Origin of the sequence: Streptomyces lavendulae subsp. lavendulae (assembly GCF_002803845.1) — a bacterium.
Classification (GTDB): domain Bacteria; phylum Actinomycetota; class Actinomycetes; order Streptomycetales; family Streptomycetaceae; genus Streptomyces; species Streptomyces lavendulae.
The window spans coordinates 7,747,573-7,770,034 of sequence record NZ_CP024985.1; the positions used below are offsets into that span (position 1 = coordinate 7,747,573).

Annotated in this window: 18 protein-coding genes; 14 read left to right on the forward strand and 4 right to left on the reverse strand. The window is 73.9% G+C overall.

Features of this window, described 5'->3' with window-relative positions:
• Positions 1 to 121: 121 nt before the first annotated feature.
• Complete coding sequence (locus SLAV_RS34695) at positions 122 to 1,519, reverse strand: hypothetical protein (RefSeq protein ID WP_030229999.1); 1,398 nt, start codon at positions 1,517 to 1,519, stop codon at positions 122 to 124.
• Positions 1,520 to 1,858: 339 nt separating this feature from the next.
• Here SLAV_RS34695 and SLAV_RS34700 point away from each other — a divergent pair, with 339 nt between their 5' ends.
• From SLAV_RS34700 to SLAV_RS34765, 14 genes are all read left to right on the forward strand, one after another.
• Positions 1,859 to 2,938, forward strand: a complete 1,080-nt coding sequence (locus tag SLAV_RS34700) for a phosphotransferase (protein ID WP_078950331.1) — start codon at positions 1,859 to 1,861, stop codon at positions 2,936 to 2,938.
• A 101-nt stretch (positions 2,939 to 3,039) separates the two neighbouring features.
• Positions 3,040 to 4,380, forward strand: a complete 1,341-nt coding sequence (locus SLAV_RS34705) for an aminotransferase family protein (protein ID WP_030230001.1) — start codon at positions 3,040 to 3,042, stop codon at positions 4,378 to 4,380.
• Positions 4,377 to 6,182: a 1-deoxy-D-xylulose-5-phosphate synthase N-terminal domain-containing protein gene (locus SLAV_RS34710; RefSeq protein ID WP_051840931.1), complete on the forward strand. Its 1,806-nt coding sequence runs from the start codon at positions 4,377 to 4,379 to the stop codon at positions 6,180 to 6,182. Before SLAV_RS34705 ends, SLAV_RS34710 begins: the two co-directional genes overlap by 4 nt.
• Entirely contained in the window at positions 6,163 to 7,533 is a 1,371-nt protein-coding gene (locus tag SLAV_RS34715) for a glycosyltransferase (RefSeq protein WP_030230003.1), read from the forward strand. Before SLAV_RS34710 ends, SLAV_RS34715 begins: the two co-directional genes overlap by 20 nt.
• Complete coding sequence (locus SLAV_RS34720; RefSeq protein ID WP_030230004.1) at positions 7,530 to 8,363, forward strand: SDR family NAD(P)-dependent oxidoreductase; 834 nt, start codon at positions 7,530 to 7,532, stop codon at positions 8,361 to 8,363. The genes SLAV_RS34715 and SLAV_RS34720 overlap by 4 nt, the downstream gene beginning before the upstream one ends.
• A complete protein-coding gene (locus tag SLAV_RS34725; protein ID WP_051840933.1) occupies positions 8,360 to 9,070 on the forward strand; it encodes a DUF1349 domain-containing protein in 711 nt (236 codons plus the stop codon). The genes SLAV_RS34720 and SLAV_RS34725 overlap by 4 nt, the downstream gene beginning before the upstream one ends.
• Entirely contained in the window at positions 9,067 to 9,930 is an 864-nt protein-coding gene (locus SLAV_RS34730; RefSeq protein ID WP_234333603.1) for an endonuclease/exonuclease/phosphatase family protein, read from the forward strand. The genes SLAV_RS34725 and SLAV_RS34730 overlap by 4 nt, the downstream gene beginning before the upstream one ends.
• 32 nt (positions 9,931 to 9,962) lie before the next feature.
• A complete protein-coding gene (locus tag SLAV_RS34735; RefSeq protein ID WP_078950332.1) occupies positions 9,963 to 10,754 on the forward strand; it encodes an HAD family hydrolase in 792 nt (263 codons plus the stop codon).
• 9 nt (positions 10,755 to 10,763) lie between these two features.
• Positions 10,764 to 11,030: a response regulator transcription factor gene (locus SLAV_RS34740; protein ID WP_063760299.1), complete on the forward strand. Its 267-nt coding sequence runs from the start codon at positions 10,764 to 10,766 to the stop codon at positions 11,028 to 11,030.
• A gap of 267 nt (positions 11,031 to 11,297) precedes the next feature.
• Complete coding sequence (locus tag SLAV_RS34745; RefSeq protein ID WP_037687337.1) at positions 11,298 to 12,308, forward strand: methyltransferase; 1,011 nt, start codon at positions 11,298 to 11,300, stop codon at positions 12,306 to 12,308.
• A gap of 38 nt (positions 12,309 to 12,346) precedes the next feature.
• Complete coding sequence (locus tag SLAV_RS34750; protein WP_030230010.1) at positions 12,347 to 12,904, forward strand: sugar O-acetyltransferase; 558 nt, start codon at positions 12,347 to 12,349, stop codon at positions 12,902 to 12,904.
• Between the two features lie 56 nt (positions 12,905 to 12,960).
• The gene (locus tag SLAV_RS34755) at positions 12,961 to 14,622 is read left to right on the forward strand and encodes a glycoside hydrolase family 13 protein (RefSeq protein WP_037687340.1); all 1,662 of its coding nucleotides are present in this window, start codon (positions 12,961 to 12,963) and stop codon (positions 14,620 to 14,622) included.
• Between the two features lie 48 nt (positions 14,623 to 14,670).
• Positions 14,671 to 15,894, forward strand: a complete 1,224-nt coding sequence (locus tag SLAV_RS34760) for an ATP-grasp domain-containing protein (protein WP_100661127.1) — start codon at positions 14,671 to 14,673, stop codon at positions 15,892 to 15,894.
• Between the two features lie 271 nt (positions 15,895 to 16,165).
• Positions 16,166 to 17,278 carry a SagB family peptide dehydrogenase gene (locus tag SLAV_RS34765; protein WP_030230013.1) on the forward strand — a complete coding sequence of 371 codons (1,113 nt, stop codon included), beginning with the start codon at positions 16,166 to 16,168 and terminating at the stop codon, positions 17,276 to 17,278.
• 97 nt (positions 17,279 to 17,375) lie between these two features.
• Here SLAV_RS34765 and SLAV_RS34770 read toward each other — a convergent pair whose 3' ends face one another.
• From SLAV_RS34770 to SLAV_RS42735, 3 genes are all read right to left on the reverse strand, one after another.
• Entirely contained in the window at positions 17,376 to 17,933 is a 558-nt protein-coding gene (locus SLAV_RS34770; RefSeq protein ID WP_030230014.1) for a hypothetical protein, read from the reverse strand.
• 247 nt (positions 17,934 to 18,180) lie between these two features.
• Complete coding sequence (locus SLAV_RS34775) at positions 18,181 to 18,903, reverse strand: AfsR/SARP family transcriptional regulator (protein ID WP_037687343.1); 723 nt, start codon at positions 18,901 to 18,903, stop codon at positions 18,181 to 18,183.
• An 83-nt stretch (positions 18,904 to 18,986) separates the two neighbouring features.
• Positions 18,987 to 22,460, reverse strand: coding sequence for an eCIS core domain-containing protein (locus SLAV_RS42735; RefSeq protein ID WP_051840935.1), 3,474 nt, complete (start codon positions 22,458 to 22,460; stop codon positions 18,987 to 18,989).
• Between the last annotated feature and the right edge of the window lie 2 nt (positions 22,461 to 22,462).

Consider the following 22,462-nt stretch of genomic DNA (forward strand, 5'->3'; position numbering starts at 1 on the left):
GCGCGGCCCACGGCCCGGTGCCTCCCCGTCCAGGATCCCCGCCCGGCCCCGGACGTGCCGGACGGGCGGGAGGCGCGCTCGCCTTCCCGCCCGTCCGGTGGGGTTCTGCGGGTGCGTCCGGTCAGAGGCCGGCGCGTCCGCTCGCCAGGGGCCACTCGCGGTTGAGGGTGCCGAGCGGGATGCGGCGGTCCATGACCGGCGTGCCGAACAGGGACAGCCCGACGTGGAGCTGGCCGCTCAGGTCGAATCCGCCGTGCAGCGCCCAGGAGCCCGTCGCCGAGGTCTTGCCGTCGGTGGACGCGCTCGCCTTGGCATCGGCCTCGCCGCGGAGGTAGGGGGCGAAGTCGGCGCCGACGCCCACGGCCCCGTACAGGCCGACCGAGGCCTCCGCACCGAGCGCGGCCTTGACCTTTCCGGCGGCGCTGACCTCGGCCTTCACCGGGGAGCTCTGTACGGCCGACGTGCTGACCGGCGTCCAGCCCTTGCCGGAGGCGTAGCTCCCGCCGACGCGGAAGTCGCCCTTGACGTCCTGCCGGACGTCGAGGGTGACCCGGCCGTCCGCCTCCACCTGGACGTAGCAGGTGAGGTCGAGGTTGACGACGACGGGCACCGGGCCCACCTGGATGACGGGGGAGCTGTGCAGCTTGGCGAACGGGATGCGCTTGGGCGCTCCCGTGCTCGCCGCGGCGCGGCCCTTGAGCTCCCACTGTGAGGACCAGTCGCCGCTCATGCCGAGGAAGGCCGCGTGCGGGAGGGCGCCGGCACCGGGGGCGCCGTCGTAGGAGAACTCCACCTGGGGGGCCAGCTGGACGAAGCCGGAGACCGAGGCTCCGGCCGAGACGGGTGCGCCTTCGGCGGTGCCGACGGCGGCGTCGACGTCGAGGCGGAGGTTGCCGAGGGGCAGCTTCGTGCTGTTGGGCCCGGAGCGCAGGCCGCCGCCCTTGGCCCAGGAGACGGTGACGCCCTTCATCAGGGGCTCGACCGCGACGGTGGCGGGGTCGACCGGGACCTTGCCGTCGGCCTTGTCGTCCTTCAGGACGGAGGCCAGGGTGGTGGAGGCGGTCTTCACCTCGGTGCCGCGGTCGGTCTTCTTGACGACCTCGGTGACCTTCGCGAGCAGGCCGTCCGGGGCGCCGGGCGCCGGGGCGCTGGCGATGACGTCGCCGACGGCGACGGGCTGGTCGGGTGTGGGGGAGTGGGTCGGGGAACCACCGGTCCCCTGCGGGGCCTTGGATATGACGGCCCGTCCGCTGGCCTTGTCGTAGGAGGCGACCTTCAGCGAGGACTTCTCGGGCTGCGTCTGGCCGGTCCGGGTGCGGGCGATGGCGGAGGGGGCGGCCGAGCCCTGCGGGGCGGCGTCCACGGTCAGCTGCTGGGTGCCGTCGCCCTGTGACGCGGTGGTGGGGGAGCCTCCTGCCTCGGCGACCGCACCGGTGTGCGGTGTCGAGGAGCAGCCGGTGGCGGCGAGCGCCAGGGTGGTCAGGCCGGGGAGCAGGAGGCGTCGGGTGAGCATGCGCACGTAGGTGTGACCTTCGGATCGGGGTAGCAGGTGTTACTCGTAAGTAATCTGAAGGTTGATCATGCCATGCGGGCGTCCCGCCGGTCATCTCGGGATCAGGCCAACTCGGCTTCCCGGCAAGACAATTGAAGGTTCATCTACTGCGGGACGTCGTGGTGCGGCAGACCGGCGGCCGGCGGGTGGCGGACGAACGCCGGTCCACCGCAACCCGTTTGAGCGGGAATCCGGTTGGCCGCGAGGAAACCGTGACGCCTGCCTTAGCCGCGTCCAGGACAGTTCTCCAGGAAAGCTGTGCGGCGCGTCGACGCCACATGCACCGAGGGAACGGAAGGAAAGCCGATGACCGTTGCCGCCCCGGCCGGAACGGTGGAGTGGGTGCGCCACGTCCTCGCCACCCACTGGGGCGACGCGTGGGGCGCCGCCGGACTGAGCCCGCTCACCGTCGGGGGCGCTGCCCCGCTCACCCACACCGCGGGGCTGTGGCGGGTCGCCGGGCCCGGCGGTGACCACGTGCTCAAGGTGCAGCTGAACACCGAGGCCGCCCGGCCCGGGAACTTCCCCGCCCTCAAGGCCCGGATCCTCGCCCACTGCTCCCGGCGGGGCGTGCCCGTCCTGCCCGTCGTCCCGGCCGCCGACGGCAGGCCCGCCGTCCGCCACGACGGGATCCTAGTCGAGGTGTCGCCCCACTGCCCCGGGGCGCGGGCGAGCGGGGGCCGCGAGCAGGCCGACGCCATCGTCTCCGCCGGGCTGGCCCTGAGGGCGGCGCTGGACACCCTCCCCGCGGAGGTGACCGGCAAGCTGGCCACCGTACACCTGCCCCTCATGGTGGAGGAGGAGCGCTGGCCGGCCGCCCTCCAGGACGCGGAGCGGCGCCTGCTGCCCCGGGCCGAGCGCGGAGCGGACCGCTGGCACCGTGCCGCCGCCCGGGTCCTGCGCGAACTCGCCGCCTCCGCCCCGCTGCTGAGGTCCCTGTCCCGGCCGCCGTCGGCCGCCGCCGGACGTCCCTCCGTCGTCCACGGGGACCTGCACGTCCACCACTTCCTGCTCTCCGGCCGCGGCGCGGCCCGTGTGCTGGCCGTCCTCGACTTCGACAACCTCCACGTCGCCGACCGGCTCCTCGACCTCGCCTGGACCGCCGACACGGCCGTCCTCGCCTGCGGCGCCGACACCGCCGCCGCCCGGGACGTCCTCGCCCGCTTCCTGCGCACCGGGCGCAGCCGCGGGCTGCTCAAGCCCGGGGACGAGGTGCTCCTCATGCCCCTCCTGATGGCGCACTCGCTGCCGGTCATCGTGGACATCGCCAAGGACATCCTGGACCGGGGCGTCCTGGCCCCCCAGTGGCTCGCCTACTTCGAGCTGCTGTCCCCGGCGCGAAGACTCTGCGTCCACCGGCTGCTCAGTGCCGCCGCGGCCGGCTGACCGCTCCGCCGCCGCCCCCCGTACCCACCGCCCCCCGCCGGGCCGCTCCGGCGTGCCCGCGCACGTCCGTCTCCTCACCCCCTCACCCGAAGGAGCCGTCCATGACGACGACCACCACCACACCAGCGGACCCCGCCTCCTCCTGGCCCGACGACCTGTCGGCCTTCTGCTTCGAGGTGCCGCACTCGGCGGAATCCCTGCTCTTCGAGTCCGCCAAGGGCATCCGCCTCTCCGACGCGGCCGGCCGCAGCTACCTCGACGCGCTCTCCGGAGTCTTCGTGACCTGCTTCGGCTACGACTGCGAGCCCATCGTCGGCGCCGTGACCCGGCAGTTGCGCACCCTGCCCTTCAACCCGCCCCTGCACGGCACCAACCGCGCCGCCCTGGAACTGGCGCGGGCCCTCGTCGACCTGGCGCCCCCCGGCATCACGGCCGCCAAGCTCGTCAACGGCGGCTCGGAGGCCGTGGAGGCCGCGATGCGCCTGGCCAGGCTCCACCACCGCGCCCGCGGCAACCCCGGCAAGGTGAAGATCCTCAGCTACTACCACGGCTACCACGGGGCCACCTTCGGCTCCCTGTCCCTCACCGGGCGCCCCGACGTCACCCGGTTCGGCCCCGGGCTCCCGGGCGTCGTGCACGTGTGGCCGCCGGACTGCCTGGAGTCCTTCTGGGACGTCCCGCCGGAGAAGTCGGGCGCCCTCGCCGCGTCCATGATCGAGCGGACCATCGAGGCCGAGGGACCCGACTCGGTGGCGGCGATCGTCATGGAGCCCGTCATCCACCTGCGCGGCATGGCCATCGCGCCGGCCGACTACCTCGCCCGGGTCCGCGAGGTCTGCGACCGCCACGGCGTCCTGCTCGTCTTCGACGAGATCGTCACCGGCTTCGGCCGCACCGGAGCGCCCTTCGCCGCCCAGACCTTCGGGGTGACCCCCGACATCCTCTGCGTGGGCAAGGGCATCTCCGGCGGGTACGCGCCCCTGGCCGCCGTCCTGATGGCCGGTCACATCGCCGATGCGCTCGGCGAGAGCGGCGGTCCGGTGTCCTTCGCCCCCTCCCACACCTACGCCGCCAATCCGCTGGCCGCCGCCGCCGGACTCGCCGCCGTCACCCTGTTCCGCGAGGGCGGCTACCAGGAGCGGATCACCGAGCTGGCCGCGTACACCGAGCCCCGGCTCCGCGCCCTCGCCGAGAGCCACGGCGCCACCCTGCGCGCCGTCGGGCTCCTGTACGGCGTCAAGCTCACCGGCGCCGCCGCCGAGGGCGCCGAACGCCTCGGCGAGCGGGTGGCCTCGGCCTGCCTGCGCCGCGGCCTGATCATCCGGGGCCAGGACGACTGGGTGGTCCTCGCCCCCGCCTTCGTCACCACCACGGCGGAGATCGACGAGATCCTGGGGATCCTCGGCGAGGCACTCGAAGAGGTCCGCGGAGCCGGCCGGTGAACGACCTCCACGCGGCGTTCGCCGCCCCCGCACGCGAAGCACTGCCCCGCCTCACGCCCGCCGAACGACGGCTCGTGGAGGCCGAGTTACTGGAGATGGCGAGCCGGGGCCCCGGCACCGGCCGGATCCTGGACGGCCTGCGCGAGGTCGCCGCACGGGTCCCCGAACGCCTCTACGCGGACAGCGCCGAAGTCCTGCTGCGGATGCACGAGATCGCGGGCTCCGGCAACCTCCAGAGCAACCTGTCCTCACTGGCCCTGGTCCGCGCCTGCTTCGCCCACGGCCTCGTCGACGACGGTGGCGCCGGCGCGGACCGCGCCGGCGAGGGCCCCGCCGAACTCGTCGTCGGCCGCGGGCACATCGCCCCCGCCTTCTACGCCGAACACTACGTACGCGGAACCCTGCCCTTCGCGCCCCTGGCCACCCTCCACCAGGGCGGCCTCACCGGCGTCGTCCACCGCGACCTCGGCTTCCGCACCACCATGCGCTACAGCCTCGGCGTCGGTGTGGCCCAAGCCGTCAGCCTCGCCTGGGAACTGGCGCGCGGCGGCTCCGACCGCAAGGTCGTCTGCCTCGCCGGGGACGGCGAACTCCACGAGGGCGCGGCCTTCGAGGCACTGCGCTTCGCCCACGACGCGGGACTGACGAACCTGCTCCTCGTCGTCGACGCCAACGGCAAGGGCATCGAACCCCTGGCCAAACCGCTCAACACCGGCTACCTGGCCGCCTACCTGGGGACGCTCGCCGAGGTGGACGGCTGCGACGACGGGGCCGTCGAAACGGCCCTCGGCGAGCTCCTCGCCCGCCCCGGACCGGCCGCACTCGTCTGCCGCACCCGCAAGGGGGACCACAGCTTCAAACCGGCGGGCGCTGCGCCCCCGGCCCCCGGACGGCCCGTGTCCTTCGCGTCGACCGCCGGGCGGATGCTCGGCGCCCACCGCGAGCGCACCGGGCGCGAACTGGCCGTGTTCACACCCGACATGGCCGCCCGCTTCGGACTCGGCGGACACGTGCCGTACACCAACACCGGTCTCGCCGAGACCCTGACCGTCGGGATGACCCTCTCCCTGCCCGACCACGTCACCAAGGTCGTCGCCACCGACGCCATGTACTACATGGACTCGCTGAGCATGCTCACCGAGGCCACCACCAGCGTCCGCAACCTCCTCGTCCTGGCCGGACGCAGCTGGGGCGCGTGGGGCGGCGCCCACAACGCGACCAACCTGCTCGGACTGCTGCTGCACACCCGCGTCTACGAGCCCGTCACCGCCGCCGAGTTCCAGGCCTGCCTGGACCGCCTCGCCCGGGACCCGGCCACCGCCCACGTCGTCAGCATGATCGACGCGGCGTTCGAGCCGCCGGCCCGGGACTGCTCGGCCGACATCGACGGCGGCGTCTGGCTCACCCCGCCCGGCGACGGACCCGACGCCGCCGACGCCACCGTCGTCACCTTCGGCTACGCGGGCGTCCTGGTGGAGGCCGCCAACCGGGACGTGGGCCTGCCCCACCTGCACTGCGCCGCGCTCACCCCCCGGCTCGACCCCGCCGCCCTCGACGTCCTCACCCGTTCGCGCCGCATCCTGAGCGTCGAGTACAACGGGGCGGGCAGCGGCTTCGGGGAGCGCCTGCGCGCCCGGCACCTGCTGCCCGTCGAAGTGCACGCCGTCCGCCGGGACATCGCCACCCGCGTGCACCGGAACCAGCTGCCGCTGCACGGCATGAGCCCCGGACCGCTGCGCGAACGGCTCGCCCGGCTGCTGGAGAACCGGGAGGGGTCCGGCCATGCGCCTGCATACGCATGACTACCGCGCGCCGAGCACCGACGGCATCGCCGACGGCGCGATCCTCATGCACCGGGAGATGTCCCGGCTCCTCGCCCGGCGCGGCTCCGTCACCCTGCACGATCTGACCGCGGGCCCCGACTGCGTCGCCGGCCTGGGCGAGGACGACGTGGTGTACGCCGGCTCGGGCCCGTACGCCTTCCTCTACCACCACTGGCGCGCACTGCGCGGCGGCCGCTTCCGGATCGTCCGCGAGGCCCACACCGCCCTCTGGTCGGGCTACTGGGCCCAGGAGGAGCTGTGCGCCCCGCTGGTGCGACCCGGTGACCTGGCCCTCTTCCCGACCGAGTACACACGGCGGCTGTTCCGCGGGAACTTCCCGTCCGTGACCGCCGCCGGCTCCGCCGTGGCCTACCCCATGCTGGACCGGCTGCCCCGGCGGGCGCCCCGGCCCCTCCCGCCCGCCGGAGCGCCCCTGCGCATCGGCTATCTGGGAGCGCTCTCGCTCGCCAAGAACTTCGACCAGGTCGTGTCGGTGTTCGCCCGGTGCCACCGCGCGTCGGACGGCGCCGTCACCCTGGTCTGCGCGGGCAAGCCCAACGACCCCCGCTGGGAGACCGCCGCCGTGCACGCCGCACTGGGCCGGGCCGGGGTCCCCCCGGAGGCGGTGCGCATGGAGGGCGTCCGCCCCCAGGAGGAGCTCCCCGCCTTCTTCGACGGGATCGACGTCCTGCTCTTCCCCAGCACCGCCTCGCGGGAGACCCTCGGCAGGGTGGTCCTGGAGGCCCTGGCCCACGGGGTCCCGGTGCTGGCCGCGGACGTCGGCCCCGCCGTCGAACTGCTCCCCGCCCGCAACCTGGTCCCCACCGCCCTCGACGTCGACGGCACCTTCGACATGGGCCGGGTGGGACCGCTCGGCCGGGTCGACGAGGACGTCCTGACCCGGAAACTGCTCACCCGCGACATCGCACCGGCGTCCCTGCGCCACGAGACCCCGTACACCGACGGGGCCTTCCTGCGGGCCCTCGCCGGAGAACCGGTGCCGGCGCCGGACGGCCACGACCGGATCCTGCCCGGGGCCGTGCGCGTCGCACCCCGTACGGGCGCCGTCCCGGACGCGGCGGCGGCGACCGCCCTCTTCCGGGACTTCTTCGAACGCCGCGACGACGCCGTCGGCGCCGCCCTCGACGCGCTCGCCGCGCGCACCGGCCACGACGACCCGGCCCTGCGCCGCATCGTCGCCGCGCCCGAGCGCAACCTCGCCGACTACCGGGCCTTCCCGCGCCTGCTGGACGCGCTGGTCCTGCCCCCGCTGACCTACACCCTCGCGCCCGCCCCGGCGGGCGCCGTCCCGACAGGAGTCACCCCATGACAACGGACCGCACACCGGGCCCCGCCGGACAGGTGGTGCTCGTCATCGGCGGCGGCCGCGGCATCGGCGCCGCGGTGGCCGAGGCCTTCGCCCGCCAGGGCGCCCGGGTGGTCGCCGCCGACACCGACCGGCTGCCGTCCTCGTTCAACCACTACCGCTCGACCGCCGTCACCGGGTACACCGAGGCCCGCGCGCTGGCCGACCGGCTCGCCGCCGCGGGCCTGGCCGTGACCGCCGCCGAGGTCGACGCGACCGACGAGGAGGCAGTGGACCGGCTCTACGCGGGGATCGCCGACGGGGAGGGCCGACTCGACACGGTCGTCAACGCCTTCGGCGTCACCCACGTCAGCCCGGTCGAGACCATGGAACTCGCCGAGTTCCGGCACGTGGTGTCCGGCAACCTCGACGGGGTCTTCCTCTCCTCCCGGGCCGCCCTCCCCCTGCTGCGCTCCTCCGGCGGCGGCTCGATCATCAACTTCTCCTCCGTCTCGGGACGTTCGGGCTTCTCCAAGGTGGCGCACTACTGCGCGGCCAAGTTCGGGGTGATCGGCTTCACCGCCGCCCTCGCCCAGGAGGTCGCCAAGGAGAACATCCGCGTCAACGCCGTCTGCCCGGGCATCGTCCGCTCCAACATGTGGCGCTACCTCCTCTCGGAGTTCGTCCGCCCCGGCGAGAGCGAGGACGAGTGCTGGGAGCGCATGCGGTCGATGGTCCCGCAGCGGGAGTTCCAGACGCCCGAGGACATCGCCGGCCTGGTCCTGTACCTGGCGTCGGCGCCCCGCGTGACCGGCCAGGCCATCAGCGTCGACGGCGGGATGGCGGCCCCGTGAGGGCCCCCGCCGCCGCGGTGACCGGCCCCGCCGCCTCCCCGGCCGCCGCCCCCGCCCCCGCCTCCGACGGCGTCACCGCGGCCCTGACCGCCGCGGTGACCGCCCCCACCAGGACACCGCCCCGGGGGCACGCCCTCGCCCTCGACGACACCGGCTGGACGTTCTCGGGCCCCGGCGCGGTGCCGGTCCGAAACGCGGCCACCCTGGAGATCCGCGCCGACCGGGGCGCCGACCTCTTCGCGATGCCGGGCTTCCACGAGGCCTCCGGCGTGCCCCTGCTGGGCCGGACCATGACCGGCGACCACACCGTCCGCACCCGGGTCGCCGTCCGGGGCGGGGCCTTCGGCGACGCGGGGGGCATCCTCGTCCACGGCGCCGACGGCTGGTTCAAGGTCTGCGTGGAGCGGACCAGGGCGGGCTCCTGGGCCGTGGTGACCGTCGTCTCCCGCCCGCTGTCCGACGAGGCAGTGGGACCGGCCCTGGCCGGTCCGGACGCCGAGCTGCTGGTGACCCGAGAGGGCGGGCGCCACGCGGTGTTCTGCCGCGAGGACCCGGACGGGCCCTGGCTCTTCGTCCGTACCTTCCTCGGCCCCGCGGACGCGGAGGTACGGCTCGCCCTGTTCGCGCAGGCGCCCTTCTCCGACGCCTGCACGGCGGTCTTCACCGCAGTCCGGTGGAGCCCCCGCGCACTGGCGGACCGGCGGTGAGCGCCGCCGCCGTCGACCGGGCCGCCGACAGCGACCTGTTCATGTTCTGGAACCTCTACGAGGCCGGCATCGAGCGGCTGGCAGGCCGTCACGAACGCTGGCTGGCCCAGTGCGAGCTGGTCGCCGCGCTGCGCCCGCGCGTCCTGCTCACCACGGAGGGCTGGGGCTGGCACCGGGACGACCGGGCGCTCTTCGAGGACGCCAAGTCCGCCTTCGGCATGGACGGCGAGCTGTTCCTCGCGAAGACCGGCTGCCACCAGGCCGTGTTCTGGCAGCGGGACATCGAGCCGCTGGGCACGGAACGGCCCGCGCCCGAACTGACCCACTGGCACGGCCACGGCCTGGCCACCCTGGGCCTGCCGGGCTGGACGACACCCCTGAGGTTCCTGGTGGCGCACCTCGACCCGTTCAGCCCGACCGGGCGGCGGATCGAGTCGGACCACCTGCGCCGCCACGCCGACCCCGCCCTGCCGCCGCTGGTGGTGGGCATGGACGCCAACAGCCTGCCGCCCGGCGACCCCGAACCGGACTGGAGCCGGGTACCCCGCCACCGCAGGGCCGACCACCTCCTCGACGGGACCGCCCGGGCCGACCGCGCGCCCGTGACCCGGCTGCTGGGGGACCCGTCCGACCCCCTCCTCGTGGACGCGGGCGCCCACCTGGGCCTGCGGTCACCCACCTTCGGCACGACGGGACCAGGGGAGGAGGCGCAGCGCCGCATCGACCTGCTCCTGCTGTCCCCCGGCCTCGTCCCCGGCCTGCTCGCCTACGGCACGCCCGACCCGTGGCCCGACCGGCGCGCCGGCCGCCCGGCCGCCTCCGACCACCGGCCCGTCACGATCCGGCTGCGCCGCCGGTGACCCCGCCCTCCCCGAAAGGCAGTGGACTGCCCGTGCGACCCACCGGACCGGCCGGCGACGGCCCCGAACCCACCGCGAGACGCCCCGGCGGCGGCCCGGCCCCCGGCCGTCCCGCCGCCCCCGGCCCCGCCCCGGGCCGGAGCCCCCACGAGGCCGTGATCTTCGACCTCGACGGCACCCTGGTGGACTCCGTCCGCCCCGACTTCCTCGCCTGCGGCGCGCTGTTCGCCGAGTACGGGCAGCGGCTGCCCCGGGAGTTCTGGGCCCGTGAGGTCTGCGGCCGCCCCGAGGGCTATCCGGCGCTGTTCGCCCTGCTCCGCGGACGGTGCGGGGCGGCGGCGCCGGACGACACCGCGCTGCGCCGGCGGCTCGGGCGGCTGTGGGAGCTCCACATGACGCCCGACCGGGTCCGCCTGCTCCCCGGCGCAACCGGGGCGCTGGAACGGGCCCGGGCCGCCGGGCTGCGCCTGGCCGTCGCCTCCTCCTCCGACGGCGACTGGGTGCGCCGGTGGCTGCGCCACTACCGCCTCGGCCGCCACTTCGACGCCGTCGTCACCGGCGACGACGTCACCCGGCGCAAACCGGATCCCGAGGCCTACCTGAGGGCCGCCGCGGCCCTGGGGGCCGCACCGGGCCGCTGCCTGGCCGTGGAGGACTCCCTCACCGGCGTCGCGGCCGCACGGGCCGCGGGCATGACGGTCGTGGCGGTGCCCACCGCCCTGACCCGCGGCCTGGACCACGGGGCGGCCGACCGGACCCTGTCCGACCTGTCGGCCCTGGAGTTCACCGGGCCGGCCACCTTTCCGCGCGACAACACGTTCTGAGGTGCCGTGATGATCGAGAACATTCAGGAAACCGTTTCCCTCCTGTCCCGGCGCGAGCGCGAGGTCCTCGTGCACCTGGCCGAAGGGGACACCTATTGCAAAATAGCCCGGCGCATGGGCCTCAGCGTCCATACCGTGGACACCTACCTGCGCCGCATCCGGGGAAAGACGGGCGCCACCACACGCGTTCAGATGGCTTTCCTCGCGATGTGCGCGGCGCAGGTGAACACACAGCCGGCCGTAACGGTCCCGGAATCCCGTGACTTGGCCGCGTGAAGCGGCACGGGCAAAGTAATACCTGTCAGCGGCGAACGGAAAAGAAAAACACCGGGAACCGCGGGACAAGCGCAAGAAATCCATCCCACCGGAAAAAGGAGCACACCATGAAGAAGATCGAGCTCGCCGCGAAGCCCGTCCAGACCCGCACCATCAAGATCCACCGTCAGGGCTGATCCACCCCACGAAGACACCGATCGGGGGCCGGCGGCACACGTCCGGCCCCCGACGGTCCGTACCGAGTCACGAGCGAGGGAGGTGCCGTTCATGACGTCCGCACAACCGGTGGTCGACCTCATGTGGGCCCACTGGAAGACGAAGACCCTGCTGAGCGCCCTCGAAACGGGAGTGTTCGGCGAACTCGCCGCCGGCCCCCTCGAAACCGGTGACCTGGCGGCGCGCACCGGCGTCCACGCCCGCGTCGCCCCCGACTTCTTCGACGCGCTGGTGGCCCTCGGACTCCTGGAACGCCACGGCGCACACTACGCCAACTCCCCGGCGGCCGCCGCCTACCTGGACCCCGCCCGGAGCGAGGCCTACCTCGGCGGCGGCTTCCTCGACCGGAGCACCGGCCTGGCCGACGACCTCACCCGGGTCCTGCGCTCGGGCGAGGCGCTGAACGGCGCCCACACCGGCCGGGACTACTACGAGTCGGTCTACCGGACCGCAGGCTCCGTCCGCTCCTTCCAGCGCGACATGACGGCACTGAGCATCGACTCGGCGCGGGCGATCGCCGAGGAGTTCCCCTGGCAGGACCACCGCTCGCTCGCCGACATCGGCTGCGCCGAAGGGGCACTGTCCACCCAGGTCCTGCTGCGCCACCCCCACCTCACCGCCACCGGCTTCGACCTGCCGCCCACCCGCGAGGGCTTCCTCGCCTACACCGCGGCGCACGGCCTGACGGAACGCCAGGTCTTCGCGGAGGGGGACTTCTTCAAGGACGACCTGCCCCGCGCCGACGTGATCGTCTTCGGGCACGTCCTGCACAACTGGGACCTGGAGACCAAGAAACTACTGCTGCGCAAGGCGTACGAGGCCCTGCCCCCCGGCGGCGCCGTCCTCGTCTACGAGACCCTGATCGACGACGAGCGGCGCGACAACGCCATCGGCCTGATCCTCAGCCTCATCATGCACATGGAAGTACCGGAGGGGTTCGACTACACCGGCGCCGACTGCACCGCCTGGATGCGCGCATGCGGATTCCGCGACACCCGGGTCCGCCACCTCGCGGGCCCCGAGTCGATGGTGGTCGCCGTCAAGCCCGCAGCGGGCGAGTGAGGGAGCGCACCGCCGGATCCGAGGGGGATTCCGTGGAACTGGACGAGATCAAGAGCCGCCTGGCGGGGGGAGAGCCCTACCTGGCCAACGACCCCGCCCTGCGCCCCTACCGCAAACGCTGCGAGGAGCTCCTGGACCGGTTCAACGCCACCGCCCTCGCGGACCAGGGCGAACGTGACCGGATCCTGCGGGAGCTGGTCGGAGCCGCGGCACCCGGGGTGCGTGTGGTGCCCCGGTTCCTGTGCGAATTCGGGTTCTTCATCGAGATCGGCGAACGCTCCCGGATCAACTTCGACGCGGTCCTCCTCGACTGCGCGCCGATCACCATCGGCGCCGACGTCCGCATGGGACCGCGCTGCCAGCTCTACACCGCCAACCATCCGCACTCCGCCGAGCTGCGCCACGGCATGTGGGAATCCGCGAAACCGATCGTCGTCGGCGACGGCGCCTGGCTCGGCGGGGGCGTCATCGTGCTGCCCGGCGTCACCATCGGCGCCAACACGGTCGTGGGCGCCGGCAGCGTCGTCACCAAGGACCTGCCGGCCGGCGTCGTCGCCGTGGGGAACCCCGCGCGCGTCGTCCGGGAGGCGCTCTGAGGCACCGGGCGGGCCGCCCGCCGGGCGGCCGCCCCGGTGCGGGAAGGAGGTGGGCCGTGCCCACCCGAGGACGCACGCCGCGGCCGCCGCGGGACTGGTGGTGCGACGCGGTCGTCTACCAGGTCTACCCGCGCAGCTTCGCCGACGGGAACGCCGACGGGACCGGAGACCTCGCGGGGCTGCGCGCCCGTCTGCCCCATCTGGCGGGGCTGGGCGTCGACGCCCTGTGGATCACCCCCTGGTACCGCTCGCCCCTCGCCGACGGCGGCTACGACGTCGCCGACCACCGCGACATCGACCCCGCGTTCGGGACCCTGGCGGAGGCGGAGCTGCTCATCGCCGAGGCCCGCGCCCTGGGTGTCCGCATCATCGTCGACCTCGTCCCCAACCACGTCTCCGGCGAGCACCCGTGGTTCCGGGCCGCGCTCGCCGCCCCCGCGGGCGCTCCCGAGCGCGAACGGTTCCACTTCCGGCCCGGACGCGGGGAGCACGGCGAACTGCCGCCCAACAACTGGCTCTCCGAGTTCGGGGGACCGGCCTGGACCCGGACCACGGACGCGGCGGGGCGGCCGGGGGAGTGGTACCTCCACCTGTTCACCCCCCAGCAGCCGGACCTCGACTGGAACCATCCCGCCGTCCGCGCCGAGTTCGAATCGGTCCTGCGGTTCTGGTTCGACCGCGGGGTGGCCGGTATCCGGGTGGACTCCGCGAACCTGCTGGCCAAGGACCCGGAACTGCCCGACCTGGTCCGCCCCCCGGGGGAGCGGCCGCACCCGTACGTCGACCGGGAGGAGCTGCACGAGGTCTACCGGTCCTGGCGCCGCATCGCCCGGTCCTATCCGGACGAGCGCGTCCTCATCGGCGAGATCTGGAGCGGGAAGGGCGAACGCCTGGCCCGCTACCTGCGTGGCGACGAACTCCACTCGGCCTTCAACTTCGCCTTCCTCACGTGCCCCTGGGAAGCCGCCGCGCTGCGGGAGACCATCGACTCCTCGCTGGCCACCGGCGCCCGGGCCGGGGCCGGGGCGAACTGGGTGCTCTGCAACCACGACGTCACCCGTACGGTCACCCGCTACGGCCGGTCCGACACCTCCTTCGACTTCGGCAAGGTCACCGCCGGCGTCCCCACGGACCTCGCCCTCGGCACCCGGCGGGCCCGCGCCGCGGCGCTCCTCACCCTCGCCCTGCCCGGCTCCGTCTACCTCTACCAGGGGGAGGAACTCGGCCTGCCGGAGGTGGAGGACCTGCCCCCGGCGGCCCGCCGCGACCCGGTCCACCTCCGCTCCGGCGGAGCCAATCCGGGCCGGGACGGCTGCCGTGTACCCCTGCCGTGGTCCGGCGGGCAGCGGCCGTACGGATTCGGCGGCGGCGGCCCGGACACCTGGCTCCCCCAGCCGGACGACTGGGCCGCCCTCACCGTGGCCGCCCAGGACGCCGACCCCGCCTCCCTCCTGAGCCTGTACCGCCGGGCCCTGCGCCTGCGCCGTTCCCTGGACGCCTTCCGGGGCGGGGCGTTCGCCTGGGTGCCGGCCGGGGAGGACGTGCTGGCCTTCCGCCGGGACGACGTCCTCTGCCTCGTGAACTTCTCCGACCGCCCGGCGGCCCTGCCGCACGGGCACACCGTACTGCTGGCCAGCGATCCGGCGTCCGGGCACGAGCTCGCGCCGCACGCGGCCGTCTGGCTCGGCCGGCCCTCGGCCGGCGCACCCGCATCCTGAACGACAAACAAAGGTGGGAATCCGGTGGTAAAAGGCTACGTCGCACTCGTGGACGCGAGTCCCGCATGCCGCTCGGGCGGCCTGGTCGCCGCGTTCAAGGAATGCGGATACGAGGCCGTCCACGTGCAGAGCGTCCCGGTACGGCCGAAGTTCTACGAGTCGGTGGTGCCCACCGGCTTCGCGGCCGAGGTGGTGCACCACGGGGACCTCGACGCGACCCTCGCGGAACTCGCCCGCTACGAGCCGGTCGCGGTCGTTCCCGACAGCGAGTTCGGTGTCGCCTTCGCCGACCTGCTCAGCGAACGGCTGGGCCTGCCGACCAACGGGACGGCGGGCAGCGCCGCCCGGCGCGACAAGTACGTGATGGTCGAGAAGATCAAGGCGGCGGGGTTGCGCGGCGCCCGCCAGCTGCTGGTCACGAGCGCCGCCGAACTGGAGGAGTGGCACCGGGAACTGGGCGGCCGGATCGTGGTGAAACCGCTCAGCAGCGCGGGCAGCGACGGCATCAACTACTGCGACACCCCCGAGCAGGCGGTGCGCGCGTACGAGGGGCTCGTCGGCACGGACGACATCTTCTCGGTGCCCAACGACACGGTCGTCGCCCAGGAGTACCTCGCCGGGCCCGAGTACGCCCTCAACATGGTCAGCCGCGACGGCGAGCACCATGTCTGCGACATCTGGACATCCACGCACATCACCGCGAACGGGGTCCTCGACCTCTGCGACGGGATGGTGCTGCTGCCGTACGAGGGCGAACGGCTCGACGAGGTCGTCCACTACGCAGAACGGGTCCTGGACGCCCTGGACATCCGCCACGGACCCGCCCACGTCCAGCTCAAGCTGACACCGTCCGGCCCCTGCGTGATCGAGGTCGCGGCGCGCATGGGCGGCGGCAGCACGGCGCACTACGCCCGCATGGCGACCGGCGAGTCCCAGCTGAACTGGACGGCGGACGCCTACGTCCGCCCGGAGCGCTTCCACGAGCGCCGCCGCGAGCGGTACCGGGTGCGGCAGTTCGTCGCCGGCGCGCCCATGATCTCTCCGGTGGAGGGAACCCTGCGCGGATACACCGGCCTCGACGAGCTGAAGAAGCTGGAAAGCTTCATGGGCGTACGGGAATTCGTGCACCCCGGGGAACACCTCGCGGTGACCGTCAACGACCTCACGTACCCCCTGCTCGTCGAACTGCGCCACGAGGTACTGGAAAGCGTGCTGCGCGACCTCGCCACCGTCCGCTACCTCGACGGCCGCGATTTCTACGACGTCGAATGACGGATTCACCGGCGGACGGGCGAACCGGTCCCGGAATCACGTGACTTGGCCGCCCTCCACGAGACCGGCAGAATTAATTCCATCAAGGGCGAAGGGAAAAGGATCCCGGAGCCGGAACCGACAGAAGGAGAATCCCATGAAGAAGATCGAGCTCGCCGCCAAGACCGTCCAGGCCCGCACCATCAAGATCCACTACCAGCGCTGACCCGTAGCTGAACCCGACCGGGGGCCGGAGCGTCCGGCCCCCGCTCGGGACACCAAGGAGACCCCCATGCTGCTGCGCCGCGCGCACAACCTCGTCTGCTACTGGCGTGACGGGGCGTTCGTCATCCAGAACTACCTCGGCGGATCCGAAGTCTCGCTCGCGCCGATGGCGGCCGACCTCCTCGCCGCGTTCACCGACTGGACCACCGTCGACGAGGCCGTGACCATGTTCCCCGACCACGATCCGGACTCCTGCCGCGCGGCCCTCGCCGAACTGCACGCCTACGGCTTCCTCGTCTCCGAGGACGAGCGCGAGCGCGACGACCGGCTGGCCGAGCACTGGGAGACCTGGTCGCCCGAGGCCGGCGCCCTCCACTTCTCCAGCAAGGACGCCCCCTACACCGAATCCCCCGAGGTCAACGAGGACTTCCGGGCCGGGAAGCGCCCCGCGCTGTTCAAGAACTACCCCGCCGCGGACCGGATCCTGCTGCCCCGCGCCCCCCTCGACGTCGACGCCGGATTCGTCCGCACCCTCTACGCGCGCCGCACCCACCGGGCCTTCAGCCGGGCGGAGCTGCCGCTCCCGGTGCTGTCCGGACTCCTCGCGATGGTGTTCGGCCCCAGCGAGTTCCTCGACGGCCACGACTTCGGCGCCCTCATGAAGCGCACCAGCGCCGCCGGCGGCTCACGGCACGAACTGGAGGCGTACGTGGCCGTCTCCGCGGTCGAGGGCGTCACGCCCGGGCTCTACCACTACAACGTCCTGGAGCACTCCCTGGAGCTCCTGGACCCGGCCTTCACCCGCGAGCGGGCCACCCACCTGAGCTTCGACCAGGAGGCCGTCGCCGAAGCCCCGGTCACGGTGTTCCTGACGGCGGTCGTCGAACGCATGAGCAGCAAGTACCGGGCGCCCCGCGCCTACCGCGTGATGCTGATGAACGCGGGCCACCTCGCCCAGACCTTCGCCCTCACCGCCACCGCACTGGGCCTCGGCCCCTTCCAGACCGCGGCCTTCCGCGACAGCGAACTGGAGGACGCCCTCGGCGTGGACGGCATCGCCGAAACGGCCCTCTACGTCCTGGCCGCCGGGATCCCTGCGGCGGACGGGCGCGACGGCGAGCCCACCGCCGGTCTCGACGCCTTCCGGCGTGCGGCGCTGTACCCGGGGGACCACGCCTGACGGGTGCAGGACACGTGGTGACGCGCCCCGGTCCCCGGGAGCCTTCGAAGGCTCCCGGGGACCGGGGCGCATTGCGCTCCCGGCGCTCCCGGCGTTCCTAGCGGTTCTGGCACGCCTTCTGGAAGGCGCGGTTCGCGGCCTGGGTCCAGCTGTTCCAGTAGGTGTCGCTGTGCTGCTGGCCGCTCTTGTCCGCCACGGGCGGGGTGGAGCAGCTCTTGGCGGCGGCCGCGAGGCCCGCCTTCGCGCCGGCCGCGATGCCCGCGGCCCGGTCGCGCCGGGACCCGGGCTGGGTCGGGCTCGTGGCCTGCGGCGAGGTCGGCGCGGGGACGCGCTTGCAGTTCACGAAGACGAACGGCTGGTCCTCGTTGACGGCCAGGACCGTGTAGTCGACGTTCTTCTGGAAGCGCTTCAGGAGGAAGTGCCCGGTCGCGTCCACGTTCAGGTCTTCGGTGCTCTCGCCGTCGTTGAGCTTGCGCGGTGCCGTGAACCCCTCGCCGGAGATGGTGACGGCGGTCCCGTCCGCGTTGGGCGTGACCGTGCAGCTGGCGGTCGGCACCGCCGCGCCGGCGGCCGGCGCGAGGACGACGGCGCTGCCGCACACGAAGGAGGAGACGAGCAGGGAGGTGATCGCGGCGCGTCGGGTGCGTCGGTACATGAGGGTGCTCCCATCGGGCATCGGATCTTCGGGCCCCGGAGGACATCGCGGGAGTCGAGGGGGAGCGGGTACGGCCGCGTGCCAACGGGCAGGCGACAGCCCCGGGGACGGCGGTGCGCCCTCTCCGTGCCTCGGGCTTCCCTCCGACCGCCGCGCCCACTGCGCGGCGACCGGGCGTATCCGGTCGTGCCCGTCCCCACCATGCTGCCCCGTCCACCCCGGGGTGTCGACCGGAAGCCGCCGCGGCCTACCGTCCGGCCGCCGAGCCCGGCGGCAGCATCGCCCGGAACCGGGCCGACGGCTCCACCCCCAGCTCCGCCCGGACCAGCCGCCGGAACGCCCCGTACTGGCGGACCGCCTCCACCGCGTTGTGCTCGGCCAGGTGCACCGCCACCACCGCCCGGTGCGCGCTCTCCCGCAACGGTTCGATGCCCACGCAGGTGAGGGCCGCGTCCAGGGCGAGGGCGTGCCGGCCGCAGCGGATCAGCCGGGCGCTGAGCGCCTCCAGCGCGTGCAGCCGCAGCTGCCTGAGCCGCTCCCGTTCGAGGAACGCCCATTCCTCGTCCCAGCCCGGCAGCAGGTCCCCGGCGAACAGCAGACCCAGTCCCGGGTCGTTCCCCGGATCGCCGTCGGATCCGACGACGCGCAGCGCCGTCCGCCGGAAGGCGTGCACGTCGACGGTGACCTCCTCGCGGAGCGAGAGCATCTCGCCGCGGACGTCGACGACGTGCCGGCCGCCGCGGCGCAGCCGCCACAGCGTGGTCCGCAGACTGCCGTGGGCGTGTCCCTCGCCGGAGTCCGGCCACAGCGTCCCGGCGAGGACCCCGCGGCTGACGCTCCGGTGGAGCGCGAGGAAGGCCAACAGCCTCTGCCCCGGGGCCTCCACGGCGACCGCGCCGCCCGGGGCCTCGTAGCGGAAGGTACCCAGCAGCCGCAGTGCCGGTGCCGGGAGCGACGTGTCGTACGGCATCGATCCCCTCTCCCCCTGTGCCCCTGCTCCCTTCCCCCAGGGGGGTCCGCCGAACGCACTCGTGCGGGTGGTTTGCGCAGGTCTCAGCGCCCGCGGACCGTGTCGAGGATCCACTTCTGGATGATCGCCGTGAGTTCGGCGTCCCTGCCCTTCCAGTGCGCGATCTGGGCGGGGTCGGTGTAGTAGTTCGAGGAGTACTCCCAGGACGACCAACTGTGCGCACCTTTGGAGGAGTTCGCGGAGGCGTCCATCAGGACGAGGTTGTCCTTGCGGACCGCCAGCCGCTCGCGCTCCACGGCCTTGAGCTTGGTGAAGCCCTCCATCTGCGACATGCGGTCCAGCGAGACGACGTGGTCCACGGCCAGTTTCTCCGACGGCGACCGCAGCGTCCCGACCCGGTCGGCCGTCCCCGACGCCGCGACCTCGGCCCGTTCGGGGGAGCCGTCGAAGACCGCCCGCATGCGCTTGACCGGGCTGACCCGTGCCTTCTCGGCGACCCCCTCGGCCGCCAGCACGTCCTGCCGCGCCCGGGAGATGAGACCCGGCTTCACCCACGTCCTGCCGCTGCCGTCGGCTTCGACGACGTCGTCGAGCCCCTTGAAGCTGTCGTCCAGGGCCTTGAGCTGCTCGGTGTCGCGCGCCCCGGACGGCGCCTTGAGGACGGCCCTCCGCTCGGCCAGCAACTCCTCCCGGGTCCGGTGCCACGACCGGAGCTCTCCCCAGGCCTTGACCAGGGCCTTCTCCGCCTGCTCCTGCTCCTGCGTCGGCGGGTGCCAGGCCCGCATGTCCGCCACGATCGACTCGAACTCGCCCGTGCCGCCGACCTTCCGCGCGGCGGCCGACCGGTCGACGAACTCCAGCACGGTGGCCTCGTCCATGCGGCGTGCCCTGCCGACGGAGACGATCTGCTTCACCTCCGAGAACGCTGCCTCCAGCTCGGCCCTGGCGGCGCCGGACAGCTTCGTCACGTCACCCAGGAGGTCGAGGAGCTGCTTCTCCCCGCGGAGTTTCGTGAACGTGTTCGCGCCCAGCCGGACAAGGTGGAAGATGCCCCTCCTGAGCAGCCGGGGTTCGGGGAAGCCGAGGAAGGCCAGGGGCTTGGAATGGAGCTCTCCGACCACCTGGTCCAGGCCCCGCGCGGCGGCCGCCCGGTCCTTCAGGGCCGCCTTGACCGCCTGGTCCAGCCCCTCGGCCTCGTCGATCCTCGTGACGAGCGTCCGGTAGCGGGCCGCCGCCGACTCCGCGTCCGATGCCGCCGCCAGCTCGCGCAGCGGGCCCTCCAGCGCGGAGAGCGCCTTCGCCGACGCCTTGAAGAGCACGACGGCCGAGACCCCCAGGTCGACCGCGGCCGCCGCCACGGCCACCCCGACCCACAGCAGCGAGGGTTCGTCCTCGATGAACGACAGCCGGTAGTCCGCCGACTGGGCCCGGTACTCCTCCAGCGCCTGCCCGGCCTGGTAGGTGCTCAGGACCGAGGTGCCCAGGAGTGCGACCGCCGCCACCCAGCCGCCGACCGGGACGAGAGCCGCGAGGACGAGGGCGAGGACGCCGAGGACCACGGCCGTGAACACGTGCGACCGGCCGGCCTCCTCGACGTGGTCGTCGACGATCCACCCGTACACGGTGGCGCCGTCCGTGCCCAGCTTCTCCTTCGTCGCCCGCACCAGGTCGGGCAGGCTGTAGACGCGCTCGGGATCCCCCGTGAACTCCTGGCGGGCCCTGGCCGTGTCCGCGAGCCGGGCGTCGAGGACCCCGAGGAGGTACGCCCGCGCGCCCGCCTCGTCGAGGCCGGACAGCTTCTCCAGGTCGGTGCCCCGGCCGAGTCGCCCGGGGGCGAGCAGCGGATCACCGCCGCCCGCGGACAGCACCGCCCGCTGCGCCGAGTCCCGCAGCGAGAGGGCCTCCCGCTGGTACCCGCCGGCCTGTGCGGCGGCCCGGTTGCGTTCGAAGGAGGATTCCGGGTCCGCCCCGGCCCGGACGCTGCGCGCCGTCGACTCCGCCCGCGCGGCCCGCGCGTACAGCCCGGGGGCGCCCGACGCCGCGATGCCGGAGACGAGCGAGGCGACGTATCCGGGCCCCTGCAGCCGGCCCCGCTCCACGTACAGCAGGTGGTCGTAGTGGTCGAGGAGGTCAAGGGCGATGTCGACGGCCTCGGTGCGGAACCGCAGCCGGTAGACGGCCATCGCGTCGAGGAAGGCCTGCTCGTCCCGGAACCCGTGCCGGGCCAGGGACTCCTCGAAGAGGGCGGCGGCCTCCGTCGCCCTGCGCTCCAGACCCGGCTGGTAGGCGACGTAGGGGCCGCCCCGGACGGCATCCCGCCGCGTGGTGTTGCGCTGCCGCCACAGCCGGTAGAGGTCCTCGCAGCCGAACAGGGCGGAGGCGGCCTCCTCGGTGCGCTGCGCCTCCGCCTCGCGCAGCCGCTCCCGGTCCTCGAACCGGCCGATGCTCGCGTCGAGTTCGTCCCAGTCGCCCGTCGACCCGTTCACCCGGTCTAGATAGGCCGCGCGCTGCGCCGGGGTCAGTGCCGTCAGCCTGCGGGCGAGGCCCAGGGCCCTCTCGTAGTCCTCGGGGACCAGGGGCCGGTCGCCCGCGAAGAGGATCCGCCGGACGTCCTCGGGCAGCGCCTGGAGCTCGCGCAGCTGCGCGTGTTCCCAGGTCACGTCCGCGCGGGCGCCGAGCCACCGGGCGCGCAGCACCGCGTCCTGCGGGCCGCCGCCGAGCTTCGTTCCCTCGGGCAGGCCGCTGCGCCGCCAGAACCGGGCGTCCGCCTCCGCGTTGATCCGGTCCTGCTCCTCCTGGGGCAGCCGGTCCAGCGCCGCCCGTGTGGCATCGGTGACGGTCAGCCAGATCCGGCCGCGCCGGACGTCGTCGGCACCCGCCGCCAGCCCGCCCGGTTTCTCCCAGTGCCACCAGGGCAGCCGCCGCTCGACCTCCCGCTCGTCCGTGGTCCGGTAGTACTCGCGGACGAAATGGCGCAGCAGCTCCGCCGGGTCCATCTCCCGCGTCACGCGCAACTCGAACGGCTTCCCGCCGCCCCGGGCCCTCCTGCCCGCGGGCGCCGCGGCCGGGGGCAGGGGCTTGCGGTGGATCGTGCCCGCGCCCTCGCCGCGCGCCTGCTGGGCCACGTGGGCCAGCTCGTGGGCCAGCAGCCGCCGCCCGGCGTCCGAACCCGGCCGTGCCCCGTCCCCGAGCACGATGTGACCGCCGGCCGTGTAGGCCCGCGCGTCCAGGGCGGCGGCCGACGCCGCGGCGGCCGGACCGGTGTGCACCCGGACCCGGGACAGGTCCCAGCCCAGCCGGGGTTCCATCGCCGCCCGTGTCGCCGGGTCCAGGGGCGCCCCGGCGTCCCCCGTCGGGGAGGCCGCCGCGAGCGGGCGCGGCAGCGGGCGCACGGCCCCCGGCGCGAGGGAGGCGTACCGCTCCGCGAACCGGTCGGCCTCCGCCTCCAGCCGCTCGTCCGGCTCCGGGACAGGCGGATCCGCCGCCCGCCACACCGACCGCCGTTCGGGCCGCCGCTCGGGCCGGGCGGGTACGGCGGGCACCTCGCGCGCGGCCACCG

Coding starts and splice junctions, on each gene's coding strand:
- SLAV_RS34745 (WP_037687337.1), top strand. CDS start 11,298: ATGACGTCCGCACAACCGGTGGTCGACCTCATGTGGGCCCACTGGAAG.
- SLAV_RS34770 (WP_030230014.1), bottom strand. CDS start 17,933: ATGTACCGACGCACCCGACGCGCCGCGATCACCTCCCTGCTCGTCTCC.
- SLAV_RS34700 (WP_078950331.1), top strand. CDS start 1,859: ATGACCGTTGCCGCCCCGGCCGGAACGGTGGAGTGGGTGCGCCACGTC.
- SLAV_RS34705 (WP_030230001.1), top strand. CDS start 3,040: ATGACGACGACCACCACCACACCAGCGGACCCCGCCTCCTCCTGGCCC.
- SLAV_RS34740 (WP_063760299.1), top strand. CDS start 10,764: ATGATCGAGAACATTCAGGAAACCGTTTCCCTCCTGTCCCGGCGCGAG.
- SLAV_RS34720 (WP_030230004.1), top strand. CDS start 7,530: ATGACAACGGACCGCACACCGGGCCCCGCCGGACAGGTGGTGCTCGTC.
- SLAV_RS34775 (WP_037687343.1), bottom strand. CDS start 18,903: ATGCCGTACGACACGTCGCTCCCGGCACCGGCACTGCGGCTGCTGGGT.
- SLAV_RS34765 (WP_030230013.1), top strand. CDS start 16,166: ATGCTGCTGCGCCGCGCGCACAACCTCGTCTGCTACTGGCGTGACGGG.
- SLAV_RS34715 (WP_030230003.1), top strand. CDS start 6,163: ATGCGCCTGCATACGCATGACTACCGCGCGCCGAGCACCGACGGCATC.